This is a genomic window from Ruegeria sp. CDSC081, from assembly GCF_059610485.1.
Genome location: NZ_JBXWNS010000013.1, coordinates 72,027 through 95,666, shown reverse-complemented (window position 1 = coordinate 95,666; position 23,640 = coordinate 72,027). Strand labels below are relative to the sequence as shown.

The window sequence follows — 23,640 nt, the reverse complement described above, 5'->3', positions numbered from 1 at the left end:
CAGCCCGCAAAATCAACCAACTTCCCACCCAACTCAACATGCAAACCATGCAAAGGCGTGCGCTTAATATCCGTCATTTCAGGTACCTTTCGATCAGCGGGACTGGTCACGAACTACCATGACGGTGCAATGCGCATTGCGCACCACGCGTGCCAGGTTCGGACCAATTTCATAATTCGGGAAATCGCCCTTGGTCGACGCCATGACGATCAGGTCGAAGCCCTCTTGATGAGCAAGCTTCAGAATTTCGCGATAGACGCTGCCCTCTTGGACATGGACAGCTACGCCAGCAGCGCCACAATTGTCCAAAATGGTCTGAACCGCGTTACGCACATGTTCTCTGGCACCCGCGCCATAATTGGCAGGCAGGTTCGGAAGCTGGATGATCTCGGGGATGACGGCGACCGCGTGCAGTTCGGCACCGTAGAATTTCGCCTGTTCCAATGCGACCGGCAATGCCTGTTTCCAGGAACGGTCGTCAGAGTGATCAATCGGCAGCAGGATTTTCGTGGCCATCACGCCTCTCCTCGAGATAGGAATTCTGTTTCAAGTCGGGGGGCCGGAATGGCCCCCCGTAGGTTTTCAGTGCCCGGTTTATTCGGCAGGCGTGCCGCCCGGCTCTTCGGACTTGCCACCGGAGGCAAAGAACTCTTTCGTCAATTTGAAGACGATTGGGCTCAGTAATGCCAAGGCGATCAGGTTCGGGATAGCCATCATGGCGTTCAGCGTATCTGCAAGCAGCCAGATAAAGCCCAGATCCGCGGTTGCGCCGAAGTAGATCATGATAATCCACAAGACGCGGTACGGCACCAAAGATTTCACACCCAACAGGAACTCGACGCATTTTTCGCCATAGAACGACCAACCGAGGATGGTGGTAAAGGCAAAGATCGACAGCGCGATGGCGATCAAATAGCCACCAATGCCCGGCAACGACATTTCGAAGGCGGCCGAAGTCAACGCGGCACCGGATTCACCCGTGGTCCACGCACCTGAGGCGATGATTGCCAAACCGGTGATCGAGCAGACGATGATAGTGTCGATGAACGTTCCCAGCATCGCGATCAGGCCCTGGTTTACCGGACCTTTGGTTTCTGCTGCTGCGTGCGCGATTGGCGCGGAACCCAGGCCGGCTTCGTTCGAGAAGACACCGCGCGCCACACCAAAGCGGATGGCGGCCCAAACGGCGGCGCCCGCAAAACCACCTTCGGCGGCCGAGGGTGTGAAGGCGTAGGTGAAGACCAACGACACAGCATTGCCGATTTCACCGATATTGATCAGCAGAACCAGCAGACCCGCGATGATATAGGCAATCGCCATGAACGGAACCAGTTTACCGGCAACGGCACCGATACGCGTGATACCACCCAGGATTACAGCGGCGGTCAGAACCATCAGCACCACACCGGTGACCGAGGTATTCAGGCCGAAATTGGCTTCGAGAACCTGTGCAACACCATTGGCTTGCACACCGTTGCCGATACCAAAGGCTGCAACTGCGCCGAACAGGGCAAATGCAACACCCAGCCAGGCCCATTTCGCACCCAGACCGTTCTTGATGTAGTACATCGGACCACCGACAAAGTTGCCCAGCTCGTCCTTCTCACGGTATTTCACCGCCAGAACAGCCTCGGCATATTTGGTGGCCATGCCCACCAGGGCGGTCATCCACATCCAGAACAAAGCGCCCGGACCGCCCAGGAAGACAGCAGTAGCCACACCGGCGATGTTACCCGTACCGATGGTCGCCGACAGCGACGTCATCAGTGCGTTGAACGGGCTGATCTGCCCATCGCCCTGACTTTCTCGACCGGCAAACAGCAGCTTAAAGCCCGTGCCGATACGCAGGATCGGCATGAATTTCAGCCCCACCTGCAGGAAGAAGCCAACGCCAAGAATGAGGACCAGCATCAGCGGCCCCCACACGACGCCATTGATGGCCCCTACGATTGAATTTAACGCTTCCATGGTATTCCTCCCTAGCGCGTTTGGATTATGCCCCGGCAGCAATCGCCCGTTGGCGAGCTTGCTTGAGGGCGGCAAAGTCTTCGTCCGCGTGGAACGACGAACGGGTCAGCGGCGTGGCTGACACGTGCAGAAAGCCCTTTGAGCGTGCGATCTGCTCAAGCTGGGCGAATTCTTCCGGTGTCCAGAACCGGTCAATCGGGTGATGTTTTGCGGTCGGCTGCAGGTATTGCCCCACTGTCAGAAAATCGACATTCGCGGCGCGCAGGTCATCCATCACCTGCCGCACATCGCCAAGGCTTTCACCCAGCCCGACCATCAGGCCGGATTTGGTAAAGATCTCGGGGTTGGCGCGCTTGGCATCGTCCAACAGACGCAGCGAAGTGTAATACCGCGCGCCCGGACGCACTGTAGGATACAGATGCGGAACCGTTTCGAGATTGTGATTGAATACGTCGGGGGCGGCCGCAAATACCAGATCGGCCGCGTCCCCTTTGCCCAGAAAGTCGGGGGTCAGAACTTCTACCGTTGTGCCGGGATTCTGGTGGCGCACAGCACGGATGGTTTGGGCAATATGTTCAGCGCCGCCATCAGCCAGATCATCCCGGTCAACCGAGGTGATCACGACATGACGCAGGCCCAGCTTTTTCACCGCAACGGCCACACGGCCGGGTTCGAACTGGTCCAGAGCGTCGGGGCGGCCAGTGGCAACGTTGCAGAAGGAACAGCCACGGGTACAGACCTCGCCCATGATCATCATGGTGGCGTGGCGCTTGGACCAGCATTCGCCGATATTTGGGCAAGCAGCCTCTTCGCAAACGGTAGCCAGATTATGGTCACGCATCAGGCGGCGGGTTTCGTAATACTCTGCGCTTTCAACCCGTTTCTTCCGAATCCATTTCGGTTTACGCGGAATGACACTGTCAGCCTTTTTGGCTTTTTCCGGGTGGCGAGGGCGAAGCTGGATGGTCATCTGGCTGATCCTCGTTAAGCGTGAATCGCACGGCCCAGGGCGTCAAGGCAGGCCTCTTTGACCGCCTCGCCCATGGCAGGGTGCGCATGACAGGTTGCGGCAACTTCAGCAACTGTTGCGCCTTTGGTCATGGCCAGAACCAGCTCGGCAATCAGGTCGCCGCCATGCGCTCCGCAGATGTGCGCGCCGAGGATCTTGCCGCTGGGATCGGCCAGCACCTTGACCGCACCGTCGGTTTCGCCGGTCGAGCGCGCGCGCGAATTTGCCATGAAGGCGAACTTGCCGACCGCGTAGTCAGTGCCAGCCTCTTTCAGCGCCTCCTCGGTCAATCCTACCGAGGCAACTTCGGGGTCGGTATAAACCACGCCCGGAACAGTGTTGTAATCCACATGTCCAGCCTGACCGGCCAGTATTTCAACACAGGCGACGCCATCTTCTTCGGCCTTATGCGCCAGCATTGGCCCTGGCACACAATCGCCAATCGCATAGATACCGGGCACCGAGGTCTGGAACGCTCCATCGACCTCGATAAAACCGCGTTGGTTGATGGCAACGCCCAGATCTTCCAACCCCAGTCCGCGCGTCACAGGGCGGCGGCCTACAGCGATCAGGACCTTGTCGGCCTCGATCACTTCTTCCTTGTCCTTGCCAACCCGGTCCACGATCAGGGACAGGCCCGCGTCGGTTTTCCCGACCGATTTCAGCGCCCTGCCCAGTTGGAATTTCAGCCCGCGCTTTGACAGGGCGCGCTGTGCCAGCTTGGCGATCTCTCCATCAATGCCGGGCAGAGCACGGTCGAGATATTCAACCACCGTGACTTTGGCACCCAGACGCGCCCAGACCTGACCCAGTTCCAATCCGATGACACCGGCACCGATCACCACCAGATGATCCGGCACGGTGTCCAGCGCAATCGCCCCGGTCGAGCTGAGGATATCTTGCTCGTCAATCTCAATCCCCGGCAGCGAGGTGGGCTCGGACCCGGTGGCGATCAGGATGTTCTTTGCCTCATGGATCGTGTCGCCGACCTGAACTTGCCCTGCAGCCGGAATACTGGCCCAACCTTCGATCAGGTCGATACCGTTCTTTTTGAACAGGAATCCGATCCCTTTGGTCAGGTCACCAACGATCTTGTCCTTGCGCCCCATCATCGCGCCGATGTCGATGCTGGCCCCCTCGACCTCAATGCCATGGGAGGAGAGATGGCTGATCTCGGCATATTTGGCCGAGGAGGTCAGCAACGCTTTGGAGGGTATGCACCCCACATTCAGACAGGTCCCGCCAAGAGCACCCCGCCCCTCGACGCAAGCGACATTCATGCCCAGCTGAGCGGCACGAATGGCCGCTACATATCCGCCGGGGCCACCGCCAATAACGATCAGGTCATAGGTGCTCATGATTTAACCTCAATAGATCGGATGGCTCGCGCACAGGGCGCGGACTTTTTCACGAGTTTCTTTTTCGACGGTCGCATCCCCGTCAGAAGACTGAGCCAAAGCGTCCAGCACGTTGCCAATCAGATGACCGATCGTCGTAAACTCTTCGGGGCCAAATCCACGGCTGCATCCGGCAGCGGTGCCCAGACGAATACCACTGGTAATCGTTGGCTTTTGCGGATCGCCGGGAACACTGTTTTTGTTGCAAGTAAAACCTGCACGCTCAAGCGCGGCTTCGGCATCTTTGCCGGTCACGCCGATGGGGCGCAGATCGACCAACATCAGATGGTTCTCGGTTCCGCCAGAAACGATGTCACAGCCTCGCGCCATCATCACATTCGCCAAAGCCGCCGCGCTGTCGACTACGCGCTGCATGTAGGTTTTGAACTCAGGCTTCAAAGCTTCACCAAAGGCTACGGCCTTGCCCGCGATCACATGCATCAGCGGGCCACCCTGCAGACCCGGAAACACAGCCGAGTTGATCTTTTTGGCCAGTGTTTCATCATTGGTCAGGATGATCCCGCCGCGTGGTCCACGTAGGGTCTTATGAGTGGTCGACGTCACCACATGAGCGTGCCCAACAGGCGACGGATGCAGCCCAGTCGCCACCAGCCCCGCGATATGCGCCATATCTGCCAGCAGCCAGGCCCCAACCTTGTCAGCGATTGCCCGAAAGCGCGCAAAGTCGATTTTCTGCGAATAGGCCGATGCGCCCGCGATGATCAGCTTGGGCTTCTCAGCTTCTGCCAATGCCTCGACCTGATCATAATCAATCAGCCCGGCATCGTTCAGACCGTATTGCACCGGACGGAACCATTTGCCCGATTGCGCGGGTTTCGCGCCGTGGGTCAGGTGCCCGCCAGCATCCAGCGACATTCCCAATATCGTGTCACCGGGGCTAAGCAGCGCCAGCTTGACCGCTCCATTCGCCTGAGCACCGGAATGAGGTTGTACGTTTGCGTATTCGCACCCAAACAGTTTCTTCAACCGCTCGATAGCTTCGGATTCGACCTCGTCGACATATTCGCAGCCACCGTAATACCGGCGACCGGGATACCCTTCGGCATATTTGTTGGTCAGCACAGACCCCTGCGCATCAATCACCGCCTGCGAGACGATGTTTTCAGATGCGATCAGTTCGATCTGATCCGCCTGACGGCCACCCTCACGGGAAATCGACGCAGAGATTACCGGATCGGCCTCAGCCAGCGACGTTTTAAACATGGTCTCCTCCCACGGTTCCGAATCCAAATTGCGAAACTTTGTTTCCTATAGTGGAATTTTCATCCTTAAGGCAACATTTTTCTTACAATGGTGAATTTGATTTTGATTGGAAATTATGCAAGCATCGATAAAACAGGGGGATTTCACGTGGCAGAAGAGAATTTAACGGATGTTTCCGGAATGGACGATCAGGACGAGGGTATGGCTCTGGGCCGCTCGATCCGCGACGCGCGCCGTGCAAAAGGCTGGACATTGGAAGAAGCCGGTCGTGCTGCCGGGATCGGTCGATCAACCCTGTCAAAAATCGAAAACAACCAGACAAAGCCCAGCTTTGATATTGTTCGGCGGCTCACACAGGCGCTTGACCTCAGTACACCGCAGCTGTTTCTACAGTCCGGTCAATCGGGTATATCAGGCCGTCGCGATTATACGCCCAAGGGCGACGGTGAGATCAAGGACACCTCCACATATATCCATGAGTTGCTGTGTTCAGAGCTGACCAGCAAACGGATGCTGCCCTATATCGCGACAATCAAGGCGCGCGACATTTCCGAATTTGATAACTGGATTCGCCATTCTGGAGAAGAGTTCATGTTTGTCCTCAGCGGAGAGCTGACTTTTGTGTCGGAACACTACCGTCCGCTGCCGATGAAAGCCGGGGACTCGCTCTATTATGACAGTGGAATGGGGCACGGCTGTATTTCAACCAGTACCGAAGATGCCCGTGTGCTTTGGGTATCGCTGGAATAGCCCGCTAATAGAGTGACGTCACCCAACTTGCGAAAACCTGTACCTCGATGCGGTCTTCAGCGCCTTTGCGTTTAACCAGATAGTGCGAAGGTTGAATGGGCAGGCGGTAATCAAAGGGTGCCACCAGCAGACCCTGCTTAATGTACTCATGGGCAAAGCTCTCTAATACCATGGCCGCGCCCTGCCCCGCCGTGACGGCCTGCAAGGCCAAAAGTGACGAATCCATTCGAAGCGTTCTGGAGGGCGCGCCCAAATTGAGCGTGTATTGATCGGACAATCTCATCCAGTCATTCTCAGACCCTTTGATTGTGATGACCCGGCCCTGAGCCAGATTTTGAATGCTCAGATCTGCGCCAAAAGATGCCGCATAATCGGGATGGCAGACCGGCACCGCACATTCATGGCCCAGATGCGAAACGATCCCGTCATCCCAGTCACCATAGCCGAACCGGATATCAATATCGCTTTCTTCCTCTCCAAACCGGTTCGCCCAGACGAAGGTGGAGAGGTCCACTTTGATGTCGGGGTGCAGGTCTTCAAACTCAGCCAGTCTTGGTGCGATTACTAGCCCCGCACATGAGATGGAGGCCCGTATTTTGACCACCCGCCTGCGGGAATTGGTGAAAAGGCCGCTGGTTGCGTCTCTTAACTCGGAGAACGTCTTTTGAACCGGCATCGCATAGGCCCGCCCGATTTCGGTCAGGGCAACCCCGCGCGGCAAGCGTTCGAACAGGGATACGTTTAGATGCTTCTCTAACAACCGTATCTGCTGACTGACGGCGGCTGATGTCAGCCCCAGCTCTTCTGCTGCCGCAGAGAAACTGTTGTGACGCGCGGCAACTTCAAAAGCCCGCAACCAGGTGACATGGGGCAGTTTCGCCATTTCTTACCTTCAATAAAAATTATGCCTAATGGGTAATATACATTGTTTGTATTGACAATCATTGCGTGCAAATCATGGGGCCAATTACCCAGAACGGTTCGAGATGACGCAGACCTTCGACTATATCATCGTGGGCGCCGGATCTGCCGGCTGCGTGCTGGCAAACAAGCTGAGCGCGTGTGGCAGCCATAAAGTGTTGCTGATAGAAGCCGGTGGAACCGATCGCCGTTTCTGGATCAATGTACCGCTGGGATACGGCAAAACCTTCAACGATCCCAAGGTGAACTGGTGTTACTCTGCCCAGGCTGATCCCGGGTTGAACAACCGTCAGGCCTATTGGCCGCGCGGGCGGGTTATTGGCGGATCAAGCTCGATCAACGCCATGGCATATTTGCGGGGCCTCTCGCATGATTTTGATGACTGGGCCAAGGCAGGCGCAGAGGGTTGGAACTGGGAAACAGTTCGCCAGACATATGAGGCGATCGAGACCCACGTCGAAAGAGGCCAAACACCTTCCTCCGAGGGCGGCCCTCTCGTGGTCAGCGATGTCAGTGAGGGCATGCACCCGTTTTCGCGCCACTTTCTGGAGGCCTCACGGCAGATGGGCTGGCATATTTCTGACAATCTGAACGGTCAGGACGCCGAAGGAATGATGAGGCTGCGCAGTACTGTCAAAAACGGCCGCCGCTGGTCATCAGCAGCCGCGTTCCTGCGCCCTGCCCTGAAACGCAGCAATCTGCGGGTGGTATCCAATGCTCTGGTGCAGAACGTCATTCTGGATCAGGGCAAAGCCACCGGTGTCCGCTATCACGTTGGGGGTCAGGTGGTCACGTCCTTCGCGATCCGTGAAGTCATCCTGTCTGCCGGAGCCGTAAATTCGCCACAGCTCTTGCAGCTTTCGGGGATCGGGCCTGCGAACCTGTTGAAAAGGCACGGCATCAAAGTGCGCCATAACCTGTCGCAGGTTGGACAGGGATTGCAGGATCATCTTGGCATATCCCATTTCTTTCATGCGACCGAGCCGACATTGAATAATGCGCTTGGCAATCGGTTGGGACAGATGTTGTCCGGTATTCGTTATCTGTTGACCCGCAGCGGGCCACTCAGCGTCCCCGTCAACCAGGTCAGCGGCTTTGTGCGTTCGGACGAAACCGCCGAATTTTCTGATATGCAAATCTATTGCAATCCGATGTCCTATAAGACCGACACCAAAGGACAACCGGACGTTGATACCGAAGCAGGCTTTCTTCTGTGCGCCCAGCCCTGCAGGCCGACAAGCAGAGGGGAGATCAACATCCGTTCGGCAGATCCCATGGATGCACCCGCCATCCAACCAAACTCTCTCTCCACAAACCATGACTGCGACATGGCTATCAAAGCGGGTCGGGTGTTACAGAAGCTGGCGCAGACTGAGGCGATCCGCAGTGTTACGCGGACCCGGATAGAACCAGATGTTACGCGAATGAATGACGACCAGATGTTAGAGAATTTCCGCGCCAACGCCGGAACTATATTTCATCCAAGCTGTACATGTCGCATGGGGACATCGGAACAGGATTCAGTTCTGGATTCTCGACTGCGAGTGCATGGGGTGGCAGGCCTTAGGGTGGTCGACGCGTCCTCGTTTCCGAGCATCACCTCAGGCAACACCAATGCGCCTGTGATGATGCTGGCCGCGCGCGGCGCGGACCTCATTCTGGAAGATGCCACAAAGCGCATGAACGCTTGAAGCAGGGGGAAAGAAGACCATCTTCCAAAATATTTGGTCTGGAAAGAGGCCTCATTCCCTGATCAGGAAAAGTGCAACGCATAGACGTTGTTCAAATACTTCTGATCGTCGATCTGAAAGTGGGTCTCTCCAATGAACTCGAAACCCTTGGCCAGATAGAACTTGATGGCCGAGGCGTTTTCAGCATTGGTCATCAGCCAGACCAAATCTGCCCCCTGATCCCGGCAATGTTCCAGCGCGGCTGCCAAAAGACGACTTCCGATGCCTTTTCCGTGATGGCGCGGCTGGACGTAGAATGTCGATATCTCCATGCCCCACCACCCGGAAACAGGGGCGCTGCGTGCAGGGGAAACACGGATGAACCCGTCAATCCCCTGATTATTGTCGGACACCAGAACTAATTCATCCGGGTTTTGAATCTGTCCTAGGATTTTGCCTAGCGTGAATTCCGACAAGGCGAAATCTGCAAAAATCCCACTGACACCATGTTTGAGGTAGGTTCCGATCCAAACCTCAATCGAGATGGCAGCGATACTGGAGGCATCTGACTTTTCTGCAGTTCGCAATGCCAAGGCGCTTAAGTATTAAACAAGAAGTGCATCACATCGCCATCCTTGACGACATAGCCCTTGCCTTCGGCGCGCATCTTGCCTGCCTCTTTGGCGCCCTGCTCTCCATTTGCCGAAACATAGTCGTCATACGCGATCGTTTCAGCACGGATGAAACCCTTTTCGAAATCGCCATGGATGACGCCAGCTGCCTGCGGCGCGGCGGTGCCGGTGCGGATGGTCCAGGCGCGGGCCTCTTTCGGGCCGACGGTGAAATAGGTTTCCAGCTTCAGCAGGTCGTAGCCTGCGCGAATCAGACGGTCGAGACCGGGCTCTTCCAGCCCCATTTCCTCGAGGAACATCTGCGCTTCGTCCTCTTCCAGCAGGCTAATCTCTTCTTCGATCTTGGCACTGATAATGACGTGCGAGTTGCCTTGCGCTGCGGCCATTTCAGCCACACGGGCTGAATATTCATTGCCCTCGGCGGCCTCTTCTTCCGAGACGTTGCAGACATAGAGAACCGGTTTGGTGGTCAGCAGTTGCAGCATTTTCCACGCCTTGTCGTCTTCGTCGCTAACTTCGACCAGACGCGCGGGTTTGCCGTCTTCCAGCATGGCCTGCGCTTCGGCAAGCAAACGTTCCTGTTGCTGTGCCTCTTTGTCGTTGCCCTTCAGCTTGCGCACCAGATTGGCACGACGCTTTTCGATACTTTCCAGATCGGCCAACATCAACTCGGTCTCGATCGTGTCGGCATCAGCCACTGGATCAACGCGGCCATCGACATGGGTCACATCACCATCTTCGAAGCAGCGCAACACATGAGCGATGGCGTCAGTCTCACGGATGTTGGCCAGAAACTGGTTGCCCAACCCCTCGCCCTTTGACGCGCCCTTTACCAGGCCCGCGATATCCACAAACGTCATTCGCGTCGGGATGATCTGCTTTGAACTTGCAATCGCCGCCAGCTTGTCCAGCCGGTCATCGGGCACGGCCACATCACCCACATTGGGTTCAATGGTGCAGAACGGGAAATTCGCCGCCTGAGCAGCCGCTGTCTTGGTCAGCGCATTGAAGAGAGTTGACTTGCCCACATTCGGCAAACCCACGATTCCCATTTTAAAGCCCATCTCGGCCTCCTGAAGCGATACGACGGCGTCTTCTATTCACGTCCGGGCAAATGCGCAACCCAGACGGCGGCAACAGGTCGAGTCCCAGTTGCAACATCACTTATCTGTTAATCAAACGTGTACTTCGAATACTTGATTCTGCCACCGCCACGTCACCAACTGACAGGGAGTTGAGAAAACCAAGAAGTACCGAGATGAAAACACTTTTCTTAATGAGCACTTTGCTGGCCACCACGACCATGGCACACGGGCAGTCCATCGTATTGGGAGCAGGATATGCGGATTTCACCCACACCAGCAGCAATGATCAGGCGGTCGTGTCACTGGAATATCAGCACAGCCCGTTTCACGAAGCCACGCGCCTCAGTGCTGGCTGGGGTGTGGCTCTGACGGTGGATGCAGATTCCGACACGCATATTGGCGCCGGTTTGGTCGGTCTCTATACTATCTCTGACCGGTGGTTCGCAGAGGCCAGCGTGATGCCTGGCTACTACAACGCCTCAAATGATGACAATGATCTCGGCGGAAATTTCCAGATCCGCAGCCTTTTCGGAATTGGATATGCCCTGGAAAATGGAAACAAGCTCTCGCTGGCCATCACCCATAATTCGAACGCGAGCACGGACAGTTTCAATCCCGGCGTCAACTCAGTGTTCATGCGTTATCACTACGGGTTCTGAAGCAATCTGACCCGGCGGGATTGATTTCCGGGCAAAGTTTCTGCACATCAGGTTCAAATCCGTATGCAAGGACCGCAGATGACCCGTATCGACGCCAAGTTCGCCGCCCTCAAGGCCGAGGGCAAAAAGGCCTTCGTATCCTACATCATGGCCGGTGACCCCGATTTCGACACTTCGCTTGAGATCGTCAGGGGCTTGCCCGGTGCCGGTGTCGACGTGATCGAACTTGGGCTGCCGTTCACCGACCCGATGGCGGATGGTCCGACCATCCAGGCAGCAGGACAACGCGCCCTAGAGGGCGGGATGACCCTGCAACGCACACTGGATCTTGCACGTGCTTTTCGGGAAACGGATGATACAACGCCTATTGTGCTAATGGGGTATTACAATCCCATCTACAGCCGCGGTGTGGAAAGGTTTCTGGCGGACGCTACTAAGGCTGGCATCGACGGCCTGATCGTCGTTGACCTGCCCCCCGAAGAAGATGACGAACTTTGTCTGCCTGCACAGGCGGCTGGATTGAACTTTATCCGCCTCGCCACGCCGACAACGGATGACAAACGGCTTCCGCGCGTTCTTCAGAACACTTCAGGATTTGTGTATTACGTCTCGATCACGGGGATCACAGGCGCAGCCGAAGCCCAGGCCACGAATGTAGGCCCCGAGGTCTCTCGTATCAAATCCGCCACGGATTTGCCAGTGATCGTGGGCTTTGGAATCAATACCCCGGAAAAATCGCGGGCAATCGCAACTGTTGCCGATGGCGCTGTGGTAGGCTCGGCCATTGTCAGCCAGATCGCCGCCGGGAAGTCGGTTGGTGAAGTTCTGGATTTTGTCAAATCGCTGGCAGATGGGGCACATTCGGCCTGATCCAACGACCAGTTTCGCAATCTTGACCGCAGTCGGCGCAACCCGGCTGCGGTTTTTCTATTGCACCTAACGTTGCGCACAGAAACGTGGCGTTGCGAGGCTTTCGAAAAATTGGTAAAGAAAAAGGACCAATCTTTCGAAAGCCGCATCTCATGCCCGTCATCACCAATATCCAAGACCTCAAACACATCTATGAACGACGCGTCCCGCGCATGTTCTTTGACTATGCCGAAAGCGGCAGCTGGACCGAGCAGACCTTTCGCGACAACAGCTCGGATTTCGAAGATATCCGCCTGCGCCAGCGAGTAGCGGTTGATATGACCGGGCGCACGACGGCGTCGCAGATGATCGGACAGGATGTTACCATGCCTGTTGCCCTTGCCCCCGTTGGTCTGACCGGCATGCAGCACGCGGATGGTGAGATCAAAGCCGCTAAAGCAGCCGAGGCTTTTGGCGTCCCCTTTACCCTGTCCACGATGTCAATCAATTCTATCGAGGAGGTGGCCGAGAACACCACTGCGCCCTTCTGGTTCCAACTCTACACCATGAAGGATCAGGACTATGTCTCTCGGCTGATCCAACGCGCCAAGGATGCAAAATGTTCGGCCCTTGTGATCACCCTGGACTTGCAAATACTCGGGCAGCGCCACAAGGACCTAAAGAATGGTCTGTCCGCGCCGCCGAAGCTGACGCCTAGGACCATCGCCAATCTGATGACAAAATGGACCTGGGGCATCGAAATGTTAGGCGCCAAACGGCGGAACTTCGGCAATATTGTTGGCCATGTTGATAATATCACTGATACAAGATCGCTGGGCACATGGACGGCGGAACAATTCGACCCCAGCCTGGATTGGGGCAAAGTTGAAAAGCTGATGGACCAATGGGGCGGCAAGGTGATCCTCAAGGGTATCCTGGATTCCGAGGATGCCAAGATGGCCGCCAAGCTGGGCGCCGATGCCATCGTGGTTTCAAACCACGGCGGACGCCAGTTGGACGGGGCGCTCAGTTCCATTCGTGTCCTGCCCGAGATTATGGACGCTGTCGGAAACGACATCGAAGTGCATCTGGACAGTGGCATTCGGTCTGGCCAGGACGTTCTGAAAGCACTGGCACTTGGCGCGAAGGGCACCTTTATCGGGCGCGCCTTTGTTTACGGTCTTGGCGCAATGGGCCAGAAAGGCGTGACCACGGCACTTGAGATCATTCAGAAAGAACTTGATACGACCATGGCGCTTTGCGGTGAACGCAATGTGAGCGATCTGGGCCGGCACAATTTGCTTGTCCCGAAAGACTTCGGAGGGAGCTGGACAGATTGATCGCGCGCATGGGGGCTCTGTCCTTGTCGCCGATTGGCCGCCTCCCCCGAGATATTTAGAGCCAGTTGAAGAAAGGATTCCCTGCTTCATCTGGCCGAAAATACCTCGGAGCGCGGGACAGAGCCTCGCAAAATAGACGAGCTGCAAAAACCCCTTTCCAAACTCAATGAATCAAGCTAAGGACGCGGCTTCACGCGGGTATACAGCCTTGGAGGATACCCGCCCTAACATTGGAGAAATATCATGGCTGGAGAGATTCCCGATCTCGTAGCTCTGGAACGGACGGGGACAGGCAAGGGCGCCGCTCGTCAGGCACGCCGCGACGGCATGGTTCCGGGCATTGTTTTTGGTGGCGACAAAGAGCCGCTGCCGATCCAGATCCCGTTCAACGAACTGTTCAAGCGCCTGAAAGCGGGCCGGTTCAAGTCGACATTGTGGAACCTGAAGGTTGAAGGCCAGGAAGACGTTCGCGTCATCTGCCGCGACGTTCAGCGTGACGTTGTCAAAGACCTGCCGACCCACCTGGACCTGATGCGCCTGCGTCGGACCACCAAGATCGCACTGTTTATTCCGGTTGATTTCATCAACGAGGAAGAGGCCCCCGGCATCAAGAAAGGCGGCGTTCTGACCGTTGTCCGTCCTGAGGTCGAGCTGATGTGTACCGCTGGTGAGATTCCTGAGAAGATCACCGTTGATCTGACCGGTCTGAACATCAACGACGTTGTCACCATCTCGTCGGTCGATCTGCCTGCTGGCACCAAGCCGACCATCGACCGTGACTTTGTGATCGCCAACATCTCGGCCCCAACCGGCCTGGCTACAAGCGATGACGAAGAGGGCGAAGAGGGTGATGTTGCACCCGATGAAGTCGAAGTCGTCGGAAGCGAAGAAGAATAAGGCCGGACCCAAAGTTTCGGTTTTTGTGACGGGGCCCCATTGGGGTCCCGTTTTCTTTTGCCCGTTGGGCTGGAAAATCGGCCCCAATCCGTGCCATCAACCAGTTGCGATATCGCGCTTGAGACAAGGACATGACGATGAAGCTGTTTGTCGGCCTGGGGAATCCAGGATCAAAATATGCTCGTAACCGGCACAATATCGGCTTTATGGCCGTTGACCGGATTGCCGAGGATTGCGGTTTTGGTCCTTGGAAATCCAAATTTCAGGCCGAAATCGCCGAAGGGCGGCTGGGTCATGAAAAGGTTTTGCTGATCAAGCCTCAGACCTTCATGAACCGGTCGGGCCAATCGGTGGGCGAGGCGATGCGGTTCTACAAACTGGATTCAACGGATGTCACCGTCTTTCACGATGAACTGGATTTGGCCCCCGGCAAGGTTCGCGTCAAAGCGGGCGGAGGCCATGCGGGCCATAACGGGCTACGCTCGATCCATGAACATATCAGCCCAGCCTATGATCGGGTGCGCCTTGGGGTCGGGCATCCGGGCCGCAAAGAATTGGTATCGCCTTATGTATTGGGTGATTTTGCAAAGGCCGACGCTGACTGGCTGGAAGATGTTCTGCGCGGCGTTGCAGATGGCGCGGGGCACCTGGCCAATGGTGACGGCGGTAAGTTCATGAATGCCGTTGCCCTGCGGACGGCGCCTCCGCGTTCGTCCAAATCGCCGTCCGAGCCGCCCAAACCAACCGCCCAGACCATGGCAGAACCTGCCGAGGACAACAGGTCGGCCATGCAGAAGCTGATGGACAAGTTCAAATAGCGCGCTCTGCTGTTGCCCCTACGTCCGGATTGCGGAATTTACCCGGGCAGGCTCCAATACCGGCAATCATGGGAGGCGACAGATGAGAGCTTTGTTTAAATGGGTACTGCGCATCGCGCTGATGCTTGTGCTGGCAGCCGCCGTTGTCGGATTCTGGAAACGCGAGGAGATTCAGCGCTTGATGGCGGTGAACTCGTTGTTTGCCCCCGAAAAGATCGTCCACAATTTCTCTCATATGGATGCCGCTTTCAAAACCGTCGATCTTCCGCGCGGGGATAGAGCCACTTGGGAATTGCCGTATGGGCCTGGGTTTGACCTGCCTGCAGACACGGATCAATGGATAGAAGACCGGGCAGTCACATCCTTGCTGGTGATGCAGCGCGGACAAATCCGGTTTGAGGAATATTATCTGGGCACCACGCCAGACGACCGGCGCATCTCGTGGTCGGTTGCCAAAAGCTATCTTTCTGCATTGTTCGGCATATTGCTGGACGAAGGCGCAATCGCCTCATTGGACGATCCTGTCGTGCAATATGTGCCCAAACTGAAAGGCACGGCCTATGATGGCACGACGATCCGCAACGTGTTGAACATGGCCAGCGGTGTGACCTTCAACGAGGATTATCTGGATTACAATTCTGACATCAACCGGATGGGTCGAGTGGTCGCCTTAGGCCGAGAACTGGACGATTTCGCCGCCTCGCTGCAGGACAGTTTCGCAACACCCGGAGAAACCTGGAAATACGTGTCAATCGACACCCATGTTATCGGTATGGTGGTCCGAGGAGCAACCGGTCGCAGCGTGGCCGAACTGCTTACAGAGCGCATTGTACAGCCGCTTGGGCTGGAGCGGGATGGCTATTACGTGACCGATGGGGCCGGAGTTGCCTTTGTTCTGGGGGGCTTGAATTTCACCACCCGCGACTATGCGCGTTTCGGTCAGATGATCCTGCAAAACGGGGTTCATGATGGGCAGCAACTGGTGCCCGCCGAATGGATCGCCGCTTCGGTCCTGCCCAGTGCCCCGACCGCATCGGGCAAGATCGGCTATGGATATCAGTGGTGGATTCCCGTGGGCGCGCATGAAGGCGAGTTCATGGCCCGCGGCGTCTATGGTCAGTACATCTATTTCGACCAGCCGCGCGGGGTGCTGATCGTGTCCACCGGGGCCGATCGCAAGTTTCGAGACCCTGGCGTGAATGAGATCAACATAGAAATGTTCCGCAGGATTGCGCAAAGCCTGTAAGATGCTCTTATGCAGAAACAGGAAAGCATAAATGTTCTGGGGGGCGTGCTCGCCCCTTGCTCCCGCGATCCGCTGACCGGGTTCTTTCGCGATGGCGCCTGCAATACCTGCCCCGAGGATCAGGGCAGCCACACGGTTTGCGCGGTAATGACGGTCGAGTTTCTGGCCTATTCGAAATATGTCGGCAATGACCTCAGCACGCCGCGCCCCGAGTTTAATTTTCCCGGGCTGCGTGCCGGTGACAGCTGGTGTCTATGTGCGGGTCGCTTCCTGCAAGCCCATGACGAAGGATGCGCACCCAAGGTTCATCTTGAGGCGACACATCAACGGGCGCTGGACATCGTGCCTCTGCGCATTCTCAACCAACACGCGGTTCAGGACTAGGCAGACCGGCCCGGGATCACCCGGACCGGCCCTTATTCGGGATCAATCCCGCAATTTCACAAGGTCAGACATCAGACCCTCGGTTCCGTTATGAACCGTCAGCCGCTCGACCTTGCCGGCGATGGTTTCCAGCGCTTCCAGCTCTTTCAGTCGCAGCATCACCGGGTTTTCCGCCATCACTTTCGCGGTGTTCAGCAAAGACCGCGTGGCGTTGGTTTCTTCCCTCCGCCGGATGACCTTGGCCTCGGCCTGTTTCTCGGCAGCGACCACGGCGGTCAGGATTTCGCGCATCTCGCCGGGCAGGATGACGTCTTTCAACGCGATCTCACCCACTTCGATGCCGATCCCGGCCATTTGTGCCCGCACCCGATCCGCAGCCTCGGTGTCAACGCCCACCTTCTCGGCAAGTAGCCGGTCAAGCGTCATCGACCCAAGGGTCTTCCGGAACGCCAGTTGCAGGGCCCGGTGCAGGGCCTGATCAAAATCCTTCACCGCCCCCATCGCCTTGACCGGATCGACGACCCGGTAATCGGCGCTGAGGTTGACCCGGATGGTCACCCGGTCCTTGGTCAGGATCTCTTGACCCGTAACCTCATGGGTTCGTTGCCGCAGGTCGATCTGCTTGACCTCGACGTTCCGGCCCACTTTCCAGAAGGCATGCGCGCCGGGGTTCAGCCGATCCACCAGCACGCCATCCACCGTCAGCAAACCGACATGCCCTTCGGCAATCTCGACCCGCGTCAAGTGGATCTGCAGCCCCACCCGAACCAGCCGCTGCGCGACCGTTTTGGGCACAACCATGGACTCGGTCAGCGCGTGTTGCTCAACGGCCCAGGGGCCGGCATCCTTCCAAACTAGCGCCCGTACTTCGGAGATCAGCACTCGAGCGGGCACGCCATCCCGAAGCAGAACCAGAACCTCGTCGGGCCCTGCCCGAAACTCGGTCAGGTGCGCCTCGGCCAGTTCGGGCCGGTTCTGCATCAGCGCCCGCTCATAGGGCGACACGAAAAAGAGAGCCTCCAGATCGTGCAGCTCGGTCAGCGCATCCCTGCGTGGCAGCCGGTGTTTCCCGGGGCCGAGGATGGTGTCAATTACCCCCTTGCGCAAAACCAGCACCCGCTGGGTCTCGGTCAGGGTCAGCCGTTGATGACCGGTCAGCCGGTCGATCAGATCTTGGAATAGTGTCATTTCATTTCTCCTTTTCGTCTCGCTCTATCGTCGTCGCAAAAGCGAACTCCTTTTCATGTTTTCAGTGGGTTGCACCCCGATTGGGTGACAGGTGTGAAGCCTTCGGATAAAGGCTGTGAAAGACCGGGCATCCCCCGCGCCGTGCCCTTTTGCGAGAGGGTCAGAGAGAGGGGCGCGGGACCAATGCGCCGCCAGTTCCCAAGGGATCAAGCGGGGCGCCAATCCGGCGACACCGTCATCTGCCCTCCGGCCCAAGACCAGAGCAGCGAAAACCCCTGCCCCGCCCGGCCGAAGCCTGACGTAGCGCGGTGCCACCTCTGCTGGGGAACACCCAGACCTCAATGATTTGGACCGTTTTCACGGACCGGCGTTGAAGGCCGGTGCTGACCTAACAGCGTTTGTTCAAATGGCGGGACTCGAACCCGCTACACATCGATTAACAGTCGATTGCTCTAACCAGAATGAGCTACATTTGGAGCTTTGGAAGGAGTCGAACCTCCGCTCACAGATTTGCCATCTGCCGCTCTTCCACCTGAGCTACAAAGCATGTACCAATCCCCGGTTTCGGCCCTGGCATACGGTTTCGGCAGCGCCGTCCGCACCGAGAGAGTGATCACCTCTGCTCGCTAGGGTCCGGCCCGTTTTGACCGGTAACGGCGGGTTTAGGCGAAGGGGCAGGATTCGCTCAATGATATTCTGAGAGGTGGAAATGCACCTGTGGCGGATGCGCAACAAAATTACCCAGCTGCGCAACATTCGAAAAGCCGCAGGCTGGAAACCAAAGCTGCACACCGTTCAAAGGCACACAGCTTTTGTCAGAAATTTCAAATTTTACCGCCTGGTCAATCGGCGCTGCGGCCTTCGGTATCCGACATGTCGAAATTCAGATATTTCGCCACGGTCTGAACATCCTTGTCACCACGTCCACACATGTTCATGCAGATCAGGTGATCCTTGGGCAGATCCGGCGCGATCTTCATCACATGAGCCAGCGCATGGCTAGGTTCAAGCGCCGGGATGATGCCTTCGGTTGCACAGCAAAGCTGGAACGCCTCAAGCGCCTCTTTGTCGGTGATCGACACATATTGCGCGCGGCCGATATCATTAAGCCATGAATGTTCAGGGCCAATGCCCGGGTAATCCAGACCAGCCGAGATCGAGTATCCTTCGAGGATTTGCCCGTCATCATCCTGCAGCAGATAGGTGCGGTTGCCATGCAGAACACCCGGGCGGCCGCCGGTCAGCGAGGCGCAATGTTCCATCTTGTCGTTCACGCCCTTACCACCGGCTTCGACACCGATGATGTTGACGGATTTATCATCCAGGAACGGATAGAACAGACCCATTGCGTTCGATCCACCACCGATGGCGGCGATGAGCGTATCGGGTAAACGGCCCTCAGCCTTGTGCATCTGTTCCTTTGCTTCCTTGCCGATGATCGACTGAAAGTCGCGCACCATCGCCGGATACGGGTGCGGGCCAGCAACTGTACCGATGCAATAAAACGTATCGCGCACGTTGGTCACCCAGTCACGTAACGCATCGTTCATCGCGTCTTTCAATGTGCCACGACCTGACGTCACAGGGATCACTTCGGCCCCCAGCAGGCGCATGCGGAACACGTTCGGGGCCTGTCGCTGCACATCATGCGCGCCCATATAGACCACGCATTTCAAACCGAACTTGGCGCAAACGGTGGCTGTGGCCACGCCATGCTGTCCGGCGCCGGTCTCGGCAATGATCCGGGTCTTGCCCATGCGCCGCGCCAGAATGATCTGGCCCAATACGTTATTGATCTTGTGCGCGCCGGTGTGGTTCAGCTCATCGCGCTTCAGATAGATTTTGGCGCCACCCAGATGCTCGGTCAGGCGCTCGGCATAATATAATGGTGAGGGACGTCCCACATAGTTGGCCCACAGATCGTCCATCTCGGCCCAAAATGTGGCATCGTCCTTGGCCTTTTCATATTCCTCTTCCAGCGCCAGGATCAGCGGCATCAGCGTTTCGCTGACAAAACGCCCGCCGAAAATGCCGAAACGGCCCTGCTCGTCTGGGCCGGACATGAAGGAATTGAAAAGATCGTTGGCCATGGGTGTCTCCATCGTCGTACCCGTTGTTCATAGGAGGTAGCGGCGGGATTTGCCATGGCAAAACGCACATGGGAATCCTTAGATGTGATACCTCAGCCGGCCCGAATTGCAGCGTCTACAAACGCACGAACCATCGCGGCATCCTTGATGCCCGGTGCACTTTCCACGCCCGAGGCGACATCGACCTGACGCGCGCCCGTCATACGGATGGCCTTGGCCACATTGCCGGGGTTCAACCCACCGGCCAGCATCCAGGGCTTGCGCCAGTATTTGCGCCCAGCCAGCAAACGCCAGTCAAACGCCAGCCCGTTTCCACCCGGCAGAACCGAGCTCTTTGGCGCCTTGGCATCTATCAGCAACTGATCGGCAACATCGCTATAAGTATCAATGGCGGCCAGGTCTTCGGCATCTGCAACACCAACCACCTTGATAACAGGCAACCCATAGCGCGCCTTGATTTCCTGCACCCGCTCGACAGATTCTGAGCCATGCAGCTGCAACATGTCAAAAGGGGCGACTGCGGTGATACTGTCCAACAACTCATCCGTGGCGTTCACAACCAAGGCGACCTTTGCAACCCCAACGGGGACATGCTCGAACAAAGCTGCTGCCTGTTGAGGCGAAACATATCGAGGCGATTTCGGAAAGAAGTTGAAACCAAGATACCGTGCACCCGCATCAGCTGCTGCGCGCACGTGATCTGGTGCAGTCAGGCCGCAGATTTTAACCGATACATCCGACATTCCGGGCCTCAGCTGGCCTCATCCAACAGGGCGAGAACTTCGTCCTGTCCTTCGTTCTGCGCTTTCTTGAGCTTCTTGACCTCACGCTCAAGCTTGCGCACTTCACCTTTGCTGGCGGTAGCATCGCGGCGGTGCTTGTGCTCGCGCAGCCATTCCCAAAGAAAGCCAATGACCAGGCCAGCGACGATGCCACCCAGAACCACCACGAACAGCGGCAACGAGGCGCTGAAATTGAAGCCAAGCAAATCGGCTATAGCCGAGGGAATAAGCGTCAGCTCAACCGCTTCGCGGTTGGCCAGAGAGACTGAAATCAAGACGATCCCGAGGACCGCGAGAAAAGCATATCGAAGGTAGCGCATCATGGCCTAGGCTTTACCGTTCAACCGGTCCCTTAGCAACTTGCCAGTTTTGAAAAACGGAACACATTTTTCTTCGACCTGCACAGTTTCGCCGGTGCGCGGGTTACGACCCACACGGGCATCGCGCTGTTTCACTGAAAACGCCCCGAAGCCTCTCAGTTCAACCCGATCCCCTCGCGCCATCGCATCCGTTACTTCTTCGAACACGGTATTCACGATTCGCTCGACGTCACGCTGATAAAGATGCGGGTTCTCGTCGGCGATTTTCTGAATCAGTTCTGAACGGATCATGTGCGTTACCCTCCCAGGCGACCGGTTAACCATGCCTATTATTCTGAACAGTATAGGAAAAAACTGGGTTCGGGGGAACGTAAACTCTGCGGGCAAAGGCTGAAAATTACAGTTAAGTAACGCGAATTTTTGCCAGTTCATGTAATTTGCCCGACAAATGCATGAACCTAAGCCCCAATTAGCCTGAAAATGCGAACATGTTGATTCGCAACAAAAACGGCCCCGCGCTTTCACGCGGGGCCGCAAATTCGGCTTGGCAGAGGCTCGGACTTAGTCGCCCGACTTCAGCGCTGCACCCAGGATATCGCCCAGTGATGCGCCCGAGTCGGAAGAACCGTACTGTTCCACGGCCTCTTTCTCTTCGGCGATCTCACGTGCCTTGATCGACAGACCCAGACGACGGGTCTTGCTGTCGACATTGGTGACGCGGACGTCGACCTTGTTACCGACCGAGAAACGCTCGGGGCGCTGTTCGGCACGGTCACGGCTCAGGTCGGAACGACGGATGAACGACTTCATACCTTCGTACTCTACCTCGATGCCGCCATCTTCGATCGCGGTGACCTCAACGGTGATGATCGAGCCACGCTTCACGCCGCCCACGGCTTCGGCGAACTTGTCACCGCCCAGGGCTTTGATCGACAGCGAGATACGCTCTTTCTCGACATCCACTTCAGACACAACGGCCTGTACCACGTCGTTCTTGTGGTAGTTCTGGATGGCATCCTCGCCACGCTCGTCCCAGGACAGATCGCTGAGGTGAACCATGCCGTCGATGTCGCCTTCGAGGCCAATGAACAGACCGAATTCGGTGATGTTCTTGACTTCGCCTTCAACTTCGGTGCCCTCGGGGTGTGTTTCTGCAAACACTTCCCACGGGTTGCGCTGAGTCTGCTTCAGGCCCAGAGACACGCGACGCTTGGCGCCATCGATTTCCAGAACCATGACGTCGACTTCCTGGCTCGTCGAAACGATCTTGCCGGGGTGGACGTTTTTCTTGGTCCAGGACATCTCGGACACGTGCACCAGACCTTCGACACCGGCTTCCAGCTCGACGAACGCGCCGTAGTCGGTGATGTTGGTGACGCGACCCTGATGAACCGAGCTCAGCGGATACTTGGCTGCAACCAGATCCCACGGATCTTCCTGCAGCTGCTTCATGCCCAGGCTGATGCGGTGGGTCTCTTTGTTGATCTTGATGACTTGAACGTTGATGGTCTCGCCGATCGTCAGGATCTCGGACGGGTGGTTCACACGGCGCCATGCCATGTCGGTGACGTGCAGCAGGCCGTCAACGCCGCCCAGGTCAACAAACGCACCGTATTCGGTGATGTTCTTGACCACGCCTTCTACGGTCTGACCTTCGGTCAGGTTGCCGATAACCTCGGCGCGCTGTTCGGCACGCGATTCTTCCAGGATTGCGCGGCGCGAAACAACGATGTTGCCACGGCGACGGTCCATTTTCAGAATCTGGAACGGCTGCTTCAGACCCATCAGAGGGCCAGCGTCGCGTACGGGGCGCACGTCAACCTGCGAGCCGGGCAGGAACGCAACTGCACCACCCAGATCGACGGTGAAGCCACCTTTGACACGACCAAAGATTGCACCTTCGACGCGCTGGTCGTCGGCATATGCTTTTTCCAGACGGTCCCATGCCTCTTCACGGCGGGCCATCTCACGTGAGATGACAGCTTCGCCACGGGCGTTTTCTGCGGCGCGCAGGTAAACTTCAACCTCGTCGCCAACAGTGATTTCAGGGGCTTCGCCAGGATTTGCGAATTCTTTCAGATCAACGCGGCCTTCCATTTTGTAGCCGACGTCGATGATGGCTTGGCCGGCTTCGATCGCCAGAACCTTACCTTTGACAACAGAACCCTCTTCGGGCGTGTCCATTTCGAAGCTTTCATTAAGGAGGGCTTCGAATTCCTCCATGGTTGTATCAGCCATCTGGCAGTGTTTTCCTTTACATAACGTTTTTGCTGGCCGAGCGGTTGTCTCCGCCGGTCTTAGTGGATTGGTCAGACGACCTGACATATACCGCAAAACAAAGAGGGCCGGTTGGTCCGACCCTGCTCGTCTCATTGTTTTATGGCTCAAATCGCCTTGTCGACGCGCGCTCT

The 23,640-nt window shown here is 56.9% G+C and carries 23 protein-coding genes and 1 tRNA gene; 9 read left to right on the top strand and 15 right to left on the bottom strand.

What is annotated here, in order from left to right:
• Positions 1 to 93: 93 nt before the first annotated feature.
• The 5 genes from AC2FH9_RS19415 to glyA all read right to left on the bottom strand — a co-directional run bounded on the left by AC2FH9_RS19415 (position 94) and on the right by glyA (position 5,598).
• Positions 94 to 516: a universal stress protein gene (locus AC2FH9_RS19415; protein WP_496872652.1), complete on the bottom strand. Its 423-nt coding sequence runs from the start codon at positions 514 to 516 to the stop codon at positions 94 to 96.
• 78 nt (positions 517 to 594) lie between these two features.
• Positions 595 to 1,968: an alanine/glycine:cation symporter family protein gene (locus AC2FH9_RS19410; RefSeq protein WP_282022286.1), complete on the bottom strand. Its 1,374-nt coding sequence runs from the start codon at positions 1,966 to 1,968 to the stop codon at positions 595 to 597.
• Positions 1,969 to 1,993: 25 nt separating this feature from the next.
• A complete protein-coding gene (lipA, locus tag AC2FH9_RS19405) occupies positions 1,994 to 2,938 on the bottom strand; it encodes a lipoyl synthase (RefSeq protein WP_281995889.1) in 945 nt (314 codons plus the stop codon).
• A gap of 14 nt (positions 2,939 to 2,952) precedes the next feature.
• On the bottom strand, positions 2,953 to 4,335 hold the full coding sequence (gene lpdA, locus AC2FH9_RS19400) for a dihydrolipoyl dehydrogenase (protein WP_496872650.1): 1,383 nt from the start codon (positions 4,333 to 4,335) through the stop codon (positions 2,953 to 2,955).
• 9 nt (positions 4,336 to 4,344) lie between these two features.
• Positions 4,345 to 5,598 (bottom strand): serine hydroxymethyltransferase, encoded by a 1,254-nt coding sequence (gene glyA, locus AC2FH9_RS19395; protein ID WP_496794139.1) that lies wholly within the window; start codon positions 5,596 to 5,598, stop codon positions 4,345 to 4,347.
• A 180-nt stretch (positions 5,599 to 5,778) separates the two neighbouring features.
• Here glyA and AC2FH9_RS19390 point away from each other — a divergent pair, with 180 nt between their 5' ends.
• Positions 5,779 to 6,348 carry a helix-turn-helix domain-containing protein gene (locus tag AC2FH9_RS19390; RefSeq protein ID WP_282022285.1) on the top strand — a complete coding sequence of 190 codons (570 nt, stop codon included), beginning with the start codon at positions 5,779 to 5,781 and terminating at the stop codon, positions 6,346 to 6,348.
• A gap of 4 nt (positions 6,349 to 6,352) precedes the next feature.
• Here the strand turns inward: AC2FH9_RS19390 and AC2FH9_RS19385 are convergent, their stop codons facing one another.
• Positions 6,353 to 7,231, bottom strand: coding sequence for a LysR substrate-binding domain-containing protein (locus AC2FH9_RS19385; protein WP_496872648.1), 879 nt, complete (start codon positions 7,229 to 7,231; stop codon positions 6,353 to 6,355).
• A 103-nt stretch (positions 7,232 to 7,334) separates the two neighbouring features.
• On the opposite strand from AC2FH9_RS19385, the gene AC2FH9_RS19380 reads away from it, so the two are divergent.
• Positions 7,335 to 8,960 carry a GMC family oxidoreductase gene (locus AC2FH9_RS19380; RefSeq protein WP_496872647.1) on the top strand — a complete coding sequence of 542 codons (1,626 nt, stop codon included), beginning with the start codon at positions 7,335 to 7,337 and terminating at the stop codon, positions 8,958 to 8,960.
• A gap of 62 nt (positions 8,961 to 9,022) precedes the next feature.
• On the opposite strand, the gene AC2FH9_RS19375 is transcribed toward AC2FH9_RS19380, so the two are convergent.
• Entirely contained in the window at positions 9,023 to 9,526 is a 504-nt protein-coding gene (locus tag AC2FH9_RS19375) for a GNAT family N-acetyltransferase (protein WP_496703565.1), read from the bottom strand.
• 11 nt (positions 9,527 to 9,537) lie between these two features.
• The gene (gene ychF, locus AC2FH9_RS19370; protein ID WP_281995894.1) at positions 9,538 to 10,635 is read right to left on the bottom strand and encodes a redox-regulated ATPase YchF; all 1,098 of its coding nucleotides are present in this window, start codon (positions 10,633 to 10,635) and stop codon (positions 9,538 to 9,540) included.
• 194 nt (positions 10,636 to 10,829) lie between these two features.
• On the opposite strand from ychF, the gene AC2FH9_RS19365 reads away from it, so the two are divergent.
• The 7 genes from AC2FH9_RS19365 (at position 10,830) to AC2FH9_RS19335 (ending at position 16,849) form a co-directional block, all read left to right on the top strand.
• Positions 10,830 to 11,315: an acyloxyacyl hydrolase gene (locus tag AC2FH9_RS19365; RefSeq protein WP_496872643.1), complete on the top strand. Its 486-nt coding sequence runs from the start codon at positions 10,830 to 10,832 to the stop codon at positions 11,313 to 11,315.
• Positions 11,316 to 11,393: 78 nt separating this feature from the next.
• Positions 11,394 to 12,185 (top strand): tryptophan synthase subunit alpha, encoded by a 792-nt coding sequence (gene trpA / locus AC2FH9_RS19360; protein ID WP_496872640.1) that lies wholly within the window; start codon positions 11,394 to 11,396, stop codon positions 12,183 to 12,185.
• 152 nt (positions 12,186 to 12,337) lie between these two features.
• Positions 12,338 to 13,504: an alpha-hydroxy acid oxidase gene (locus AC2FH9_RS19355; protein ID WP_142639467.1), complete on the top strand. Its 1,167-nt coding sequence runs from the start codon at positions 12,338 to 12,340 to the stop codon at positions 13,502 to 13,504.
• Between the two features lie 243 nt (positions 13,505 to 13,747).
• Positions 13,748 to 14,401 carry a 50S ribosomal protein L25/general stress protein Ctc gene (locus AC2FH9_RS19350; RefSeq protein ID WP_142639464.1) on the top strand — a complete coding sequence of 218 codons (654 nt, stop codon included), beginning with the start codon at positions 13,748 to 13,750 and terminating at the stop codon, positions 14,399 to 14,401.
• 137 nt (positions 14,402 to 14,538) lie between these two features.
• A complete protein-coding gene (pth, locus tag AC2FH9_RS19345) occupies positions 14,539 to 15,219 on the top strand; it encodes an aminoacyl-tRNA hydrolase (protein ID WP_496698869.1) in 681 nt (226 codons plus the stop codon).
• 82 nt (positions 15,220 to 15,301) lie between these two features.
• A complete protein-coding gene (locus AC2FH9_RS19340; RefSeq protein WP_496750970.1) occupies positions 15,302 to 16,465 on the top strand; it encodes a serine hydrolase domain-containing protein in 1,164 nt (387 codons plus the stop codon).
• Between the two features lie 9 nt (positions 16,466 to 16,474).
• Positions 16,475 to 16,849 (top strand): DUF2237 family protein, encoded by a 375-nt coding sequence (locus AC2FH9_RS19335; protein ID WP_142639459.1) that lies wholly within the window; start codon positions 16,475 to 16,477, stop codon positions 16,847 to 16,849.
• A 42-nt stretch (positions 16,850 to 16,891) separates the two neighbouring features.
• Here AC2FH9_RS19335 and AC2FH9_RS19330 read toward each other — a convergent pair whose 3' ends face one another.
• The 7 genes from AC2FH9_RS19330 to rpsA all read right to left on the bottom strand — a co-directional run bounded on the left by AC2FH9_RS19330 (position 16,892) and on the right by rpsA (position 23,467).
• A complete protein-coding gene (locus AC2FH9_RS19330) occupies positions 16,892 to 18,037 on the bottom strand; it encodes a slipin family protein (protein WP_496872638.1) in 1,146 nt (381 codons plus the stop codon).
• Between the two features lie 401 nt (positions 18,038 to 18,438).
• A tRNA-Asn gene (locus AC2FH9_RS19325) sits at positions 18,439 to 18,513 on the bottom strand.
• A gap of 366 nt (positions 18,514 to 18,879) precedes the next feature.
• Positions 18,880 to 20,127 (bottom strand): tryptophan synthase subunit beta, encoded by a 1,248-nt coding sequence (trpB, locus tag AC2FH9_RS19320; RefSeq protein WP_281973469.1) that lies wholly within the window; start codon positions 20,125 to 20,127, stop codon positions 18,880 to 18,882.
• Between the two features lie 92 nt (positions 20,128 to 20,219).
• Complete coding sequence (locus AC2FH9_RS19315; protein ID WP_496750974.1) at positions 20,220 to 20,870, bottom strand: phosphoribosylanthranilate isomerase; 651 nt, start codon at positions 20,868 to 20,870, stop codon at positions 20,220 to 20,222.
• An 8-nt stretch (positions 20,871 to 20,878) separates the two neighbouring features.
• Positions 20,879 to 21,229 (bottom strand): lipopolysaccharide assembly protein LapA domain-containing protein, encoded by a 351-nt coding sequence (locus AC2FH9_RS19310; RefSeq protein ID WP_271951622.1) that lies wholly within the window; start codon positions 21,227 to 21,229, stop codon positions 20,879 to 20,881.
• A gap of 6 nt (positions 21,230 to 21,235) precedes the next feature.
• On the bottom strand, positions 21,236 to 21,520 hold the full coding sequence (gene ihfB, locus AC2FH9_RS19305) for an integration host factor subunit beta (RefSeq protein WP_037310872.1): 285 nt from the start codon (positions 21,518 to 21,520) through the stop codon (positions 21,236 to 21,238).
• A gap of 270 nt (positions 21,521 to 21,790) precedes the next feature.
• Positions 21,791 to 23,467: a 30S ribosomal protein S1 gene (gene rpsA / locus AC2FH9_RS19300; protein WP_142639449.1), complete on the bottom strand. Its 1,677-nt coding sequence runs from the start codon at positions 23,465 to 23,467 to the stop codon at positions 21,791 to 21,793.
• Positions 23,468 to 23,640 lie beyond the last annotated feature (173 nt).

Bases quoted from the DNA above. Each gene is read 5' to 3' on its own strand.
- lpdA (WP_496872650.1), bottom strand. From the start codon at position 4,335: ATGAGCACCTATGACCTGATCGTTATTGGCGGTGGCCCCGGCGGATAT.
- AC2FH9_RS19350 (WP_142639464.1), top strand. From the start codon at position 13,748: ATGGCTGGAGAGATTCCCGATCTCGTAGCTCTGGAACGGACGGGGACA.
- AC2FH9_RS19330 (WP_496872638.1), bottom strand. From the start codon at position 18,037: ATGACACTATTCCAAGATCTGATCGACCGGCTGACCGGTCATCAACGG.
- AC2FH9_RS19380 (WP_496872647.1), top strand. From the start codon at position 7,335: ATGACGCAGACCTTCGACTATATCATCGTGGGCGCCGGATCTGCCGGC.
- AC2FH9_RS19315 (WP_496750974.1), bottom strand. From the start codon at position 20,870: ATGTCGGATGTATCGGTTAAAATCTGCGGCCTGACTGCACCAGATCAC.
- AC2FH9_RS19355 (WP_142639467.1), top strand. From the start codon at position 12,338: ATGCCCGTCATCACCAATATCCAAGACCTCAAACACATCTATGAACGA.
- AC2FH9_RS19390 (WP_282022285.1), top strand. From the start codon at position 5,779: ATGGACGATCAGGACGAGGGTATGGCTCTGGGCCGCTCGATCCGCGAC.
- trpA (WP_496872640.1), top strand. From the start codon at position 11,394: ATGACCCGTATCGACGCCAAGTTCGCCGCCCTCAAGGCCGAGGGCAAA.
- AC2FH9_RS19410 (WP_282022286.1), bottom strand. From the start codon at position 1,968: ATGGAAGCGTTAAATTCAATCGTAGGGGCCATCAATGGCGTCGTGTGG.
- glyA (WP_496794139.1), bottom strand. From the start codon at position 5,598: ATGTTTAAAACGTCGCTGGCTGAGGCCGATCCGGTAATCTCTGCGTCG.
- AC2FH9_RS19310 (WP_271951622.1), bottom strand. From the start codon at position 21,229: ATGCGCTACCTTCGATATGCTTTTCTCGCGGTCCTCGGGATCGTCTTG.
- AC2FH9_RS19415 (WP_496872652.1), bottom strand. From the start codon at position 516: ATGGCCACGAAAATCCTGCTGCCGATTGATCACTCTGACGACCGTTCC.
- pth (WP_496698869.1), top strand. From the start codon at position 14,539: ATGAAGCTGTTTGTCGGCCTGGGGAATCCAGGATCAAAATATGCTCGT.
- AC2FH9_RS19365 (WP_496872643.1), top strand. From the start codon at position 10,830: ATGAAAACACTTTTCTTAATGAGCACTTTGCTGGCCACCACGACCATG.
- AC2FH9_RS19385 (WP_496872648.1), bottom strand. From the start codon at position 7,231: ATGGCGAAACTGCCCCATGTCACCTGGTTGCGGGCTTTTGAAGTTGCC.
- ychF (WP_281995894.1), bottom strand. From the start codon at position 10,635: ATGGGCTTTAAAATGGGAATCGTGGGTTTGCCGAATGTGGGCAAGTCA.
- ihfB (WP_037310872.1), bottom strand. From the start codon at position 21,520: ATGATCCGTTCAGAACTGATTCAGAAAATCGCCGACGAGAACCCGCAT.
- trpB (WP_281973469.1), bottom strand. From the start codon at position 20,127: ATGGCCAACGATCTTTTCAATTCCTTCATGTCCGGCCCAGACGAGCAG.
- rpsA (WP_142639449.1), bottom strand. From the start codon at position 23,467: ATGGCTGATACAACCATGGAGGAATTCGAAGCCCTCCTTAATGAAAGC.
- AC2FH9_RS19340 (WP_496750970.1), top strand. From the start codon at position 15,302: ATGAGAGCTTTGTTTAAATGGGTACTGCGCATCGCGCTGATGCTTGTG.
- lipA (WP_281995889.1), bottom strand. From the start codon at position 2,938: ATGACCATCCAGCTTCGCCCTCGCCACCCGGAAAAAGCCAAAAAGGCT.
- AC2FH9_RS19335 (WP_142639459.1), top strand. From the start codon at position 16,475: ATGCAGAAACAGGAAAGCATAAATGTTCTGGGGGGCGTGCTCGCCCCT.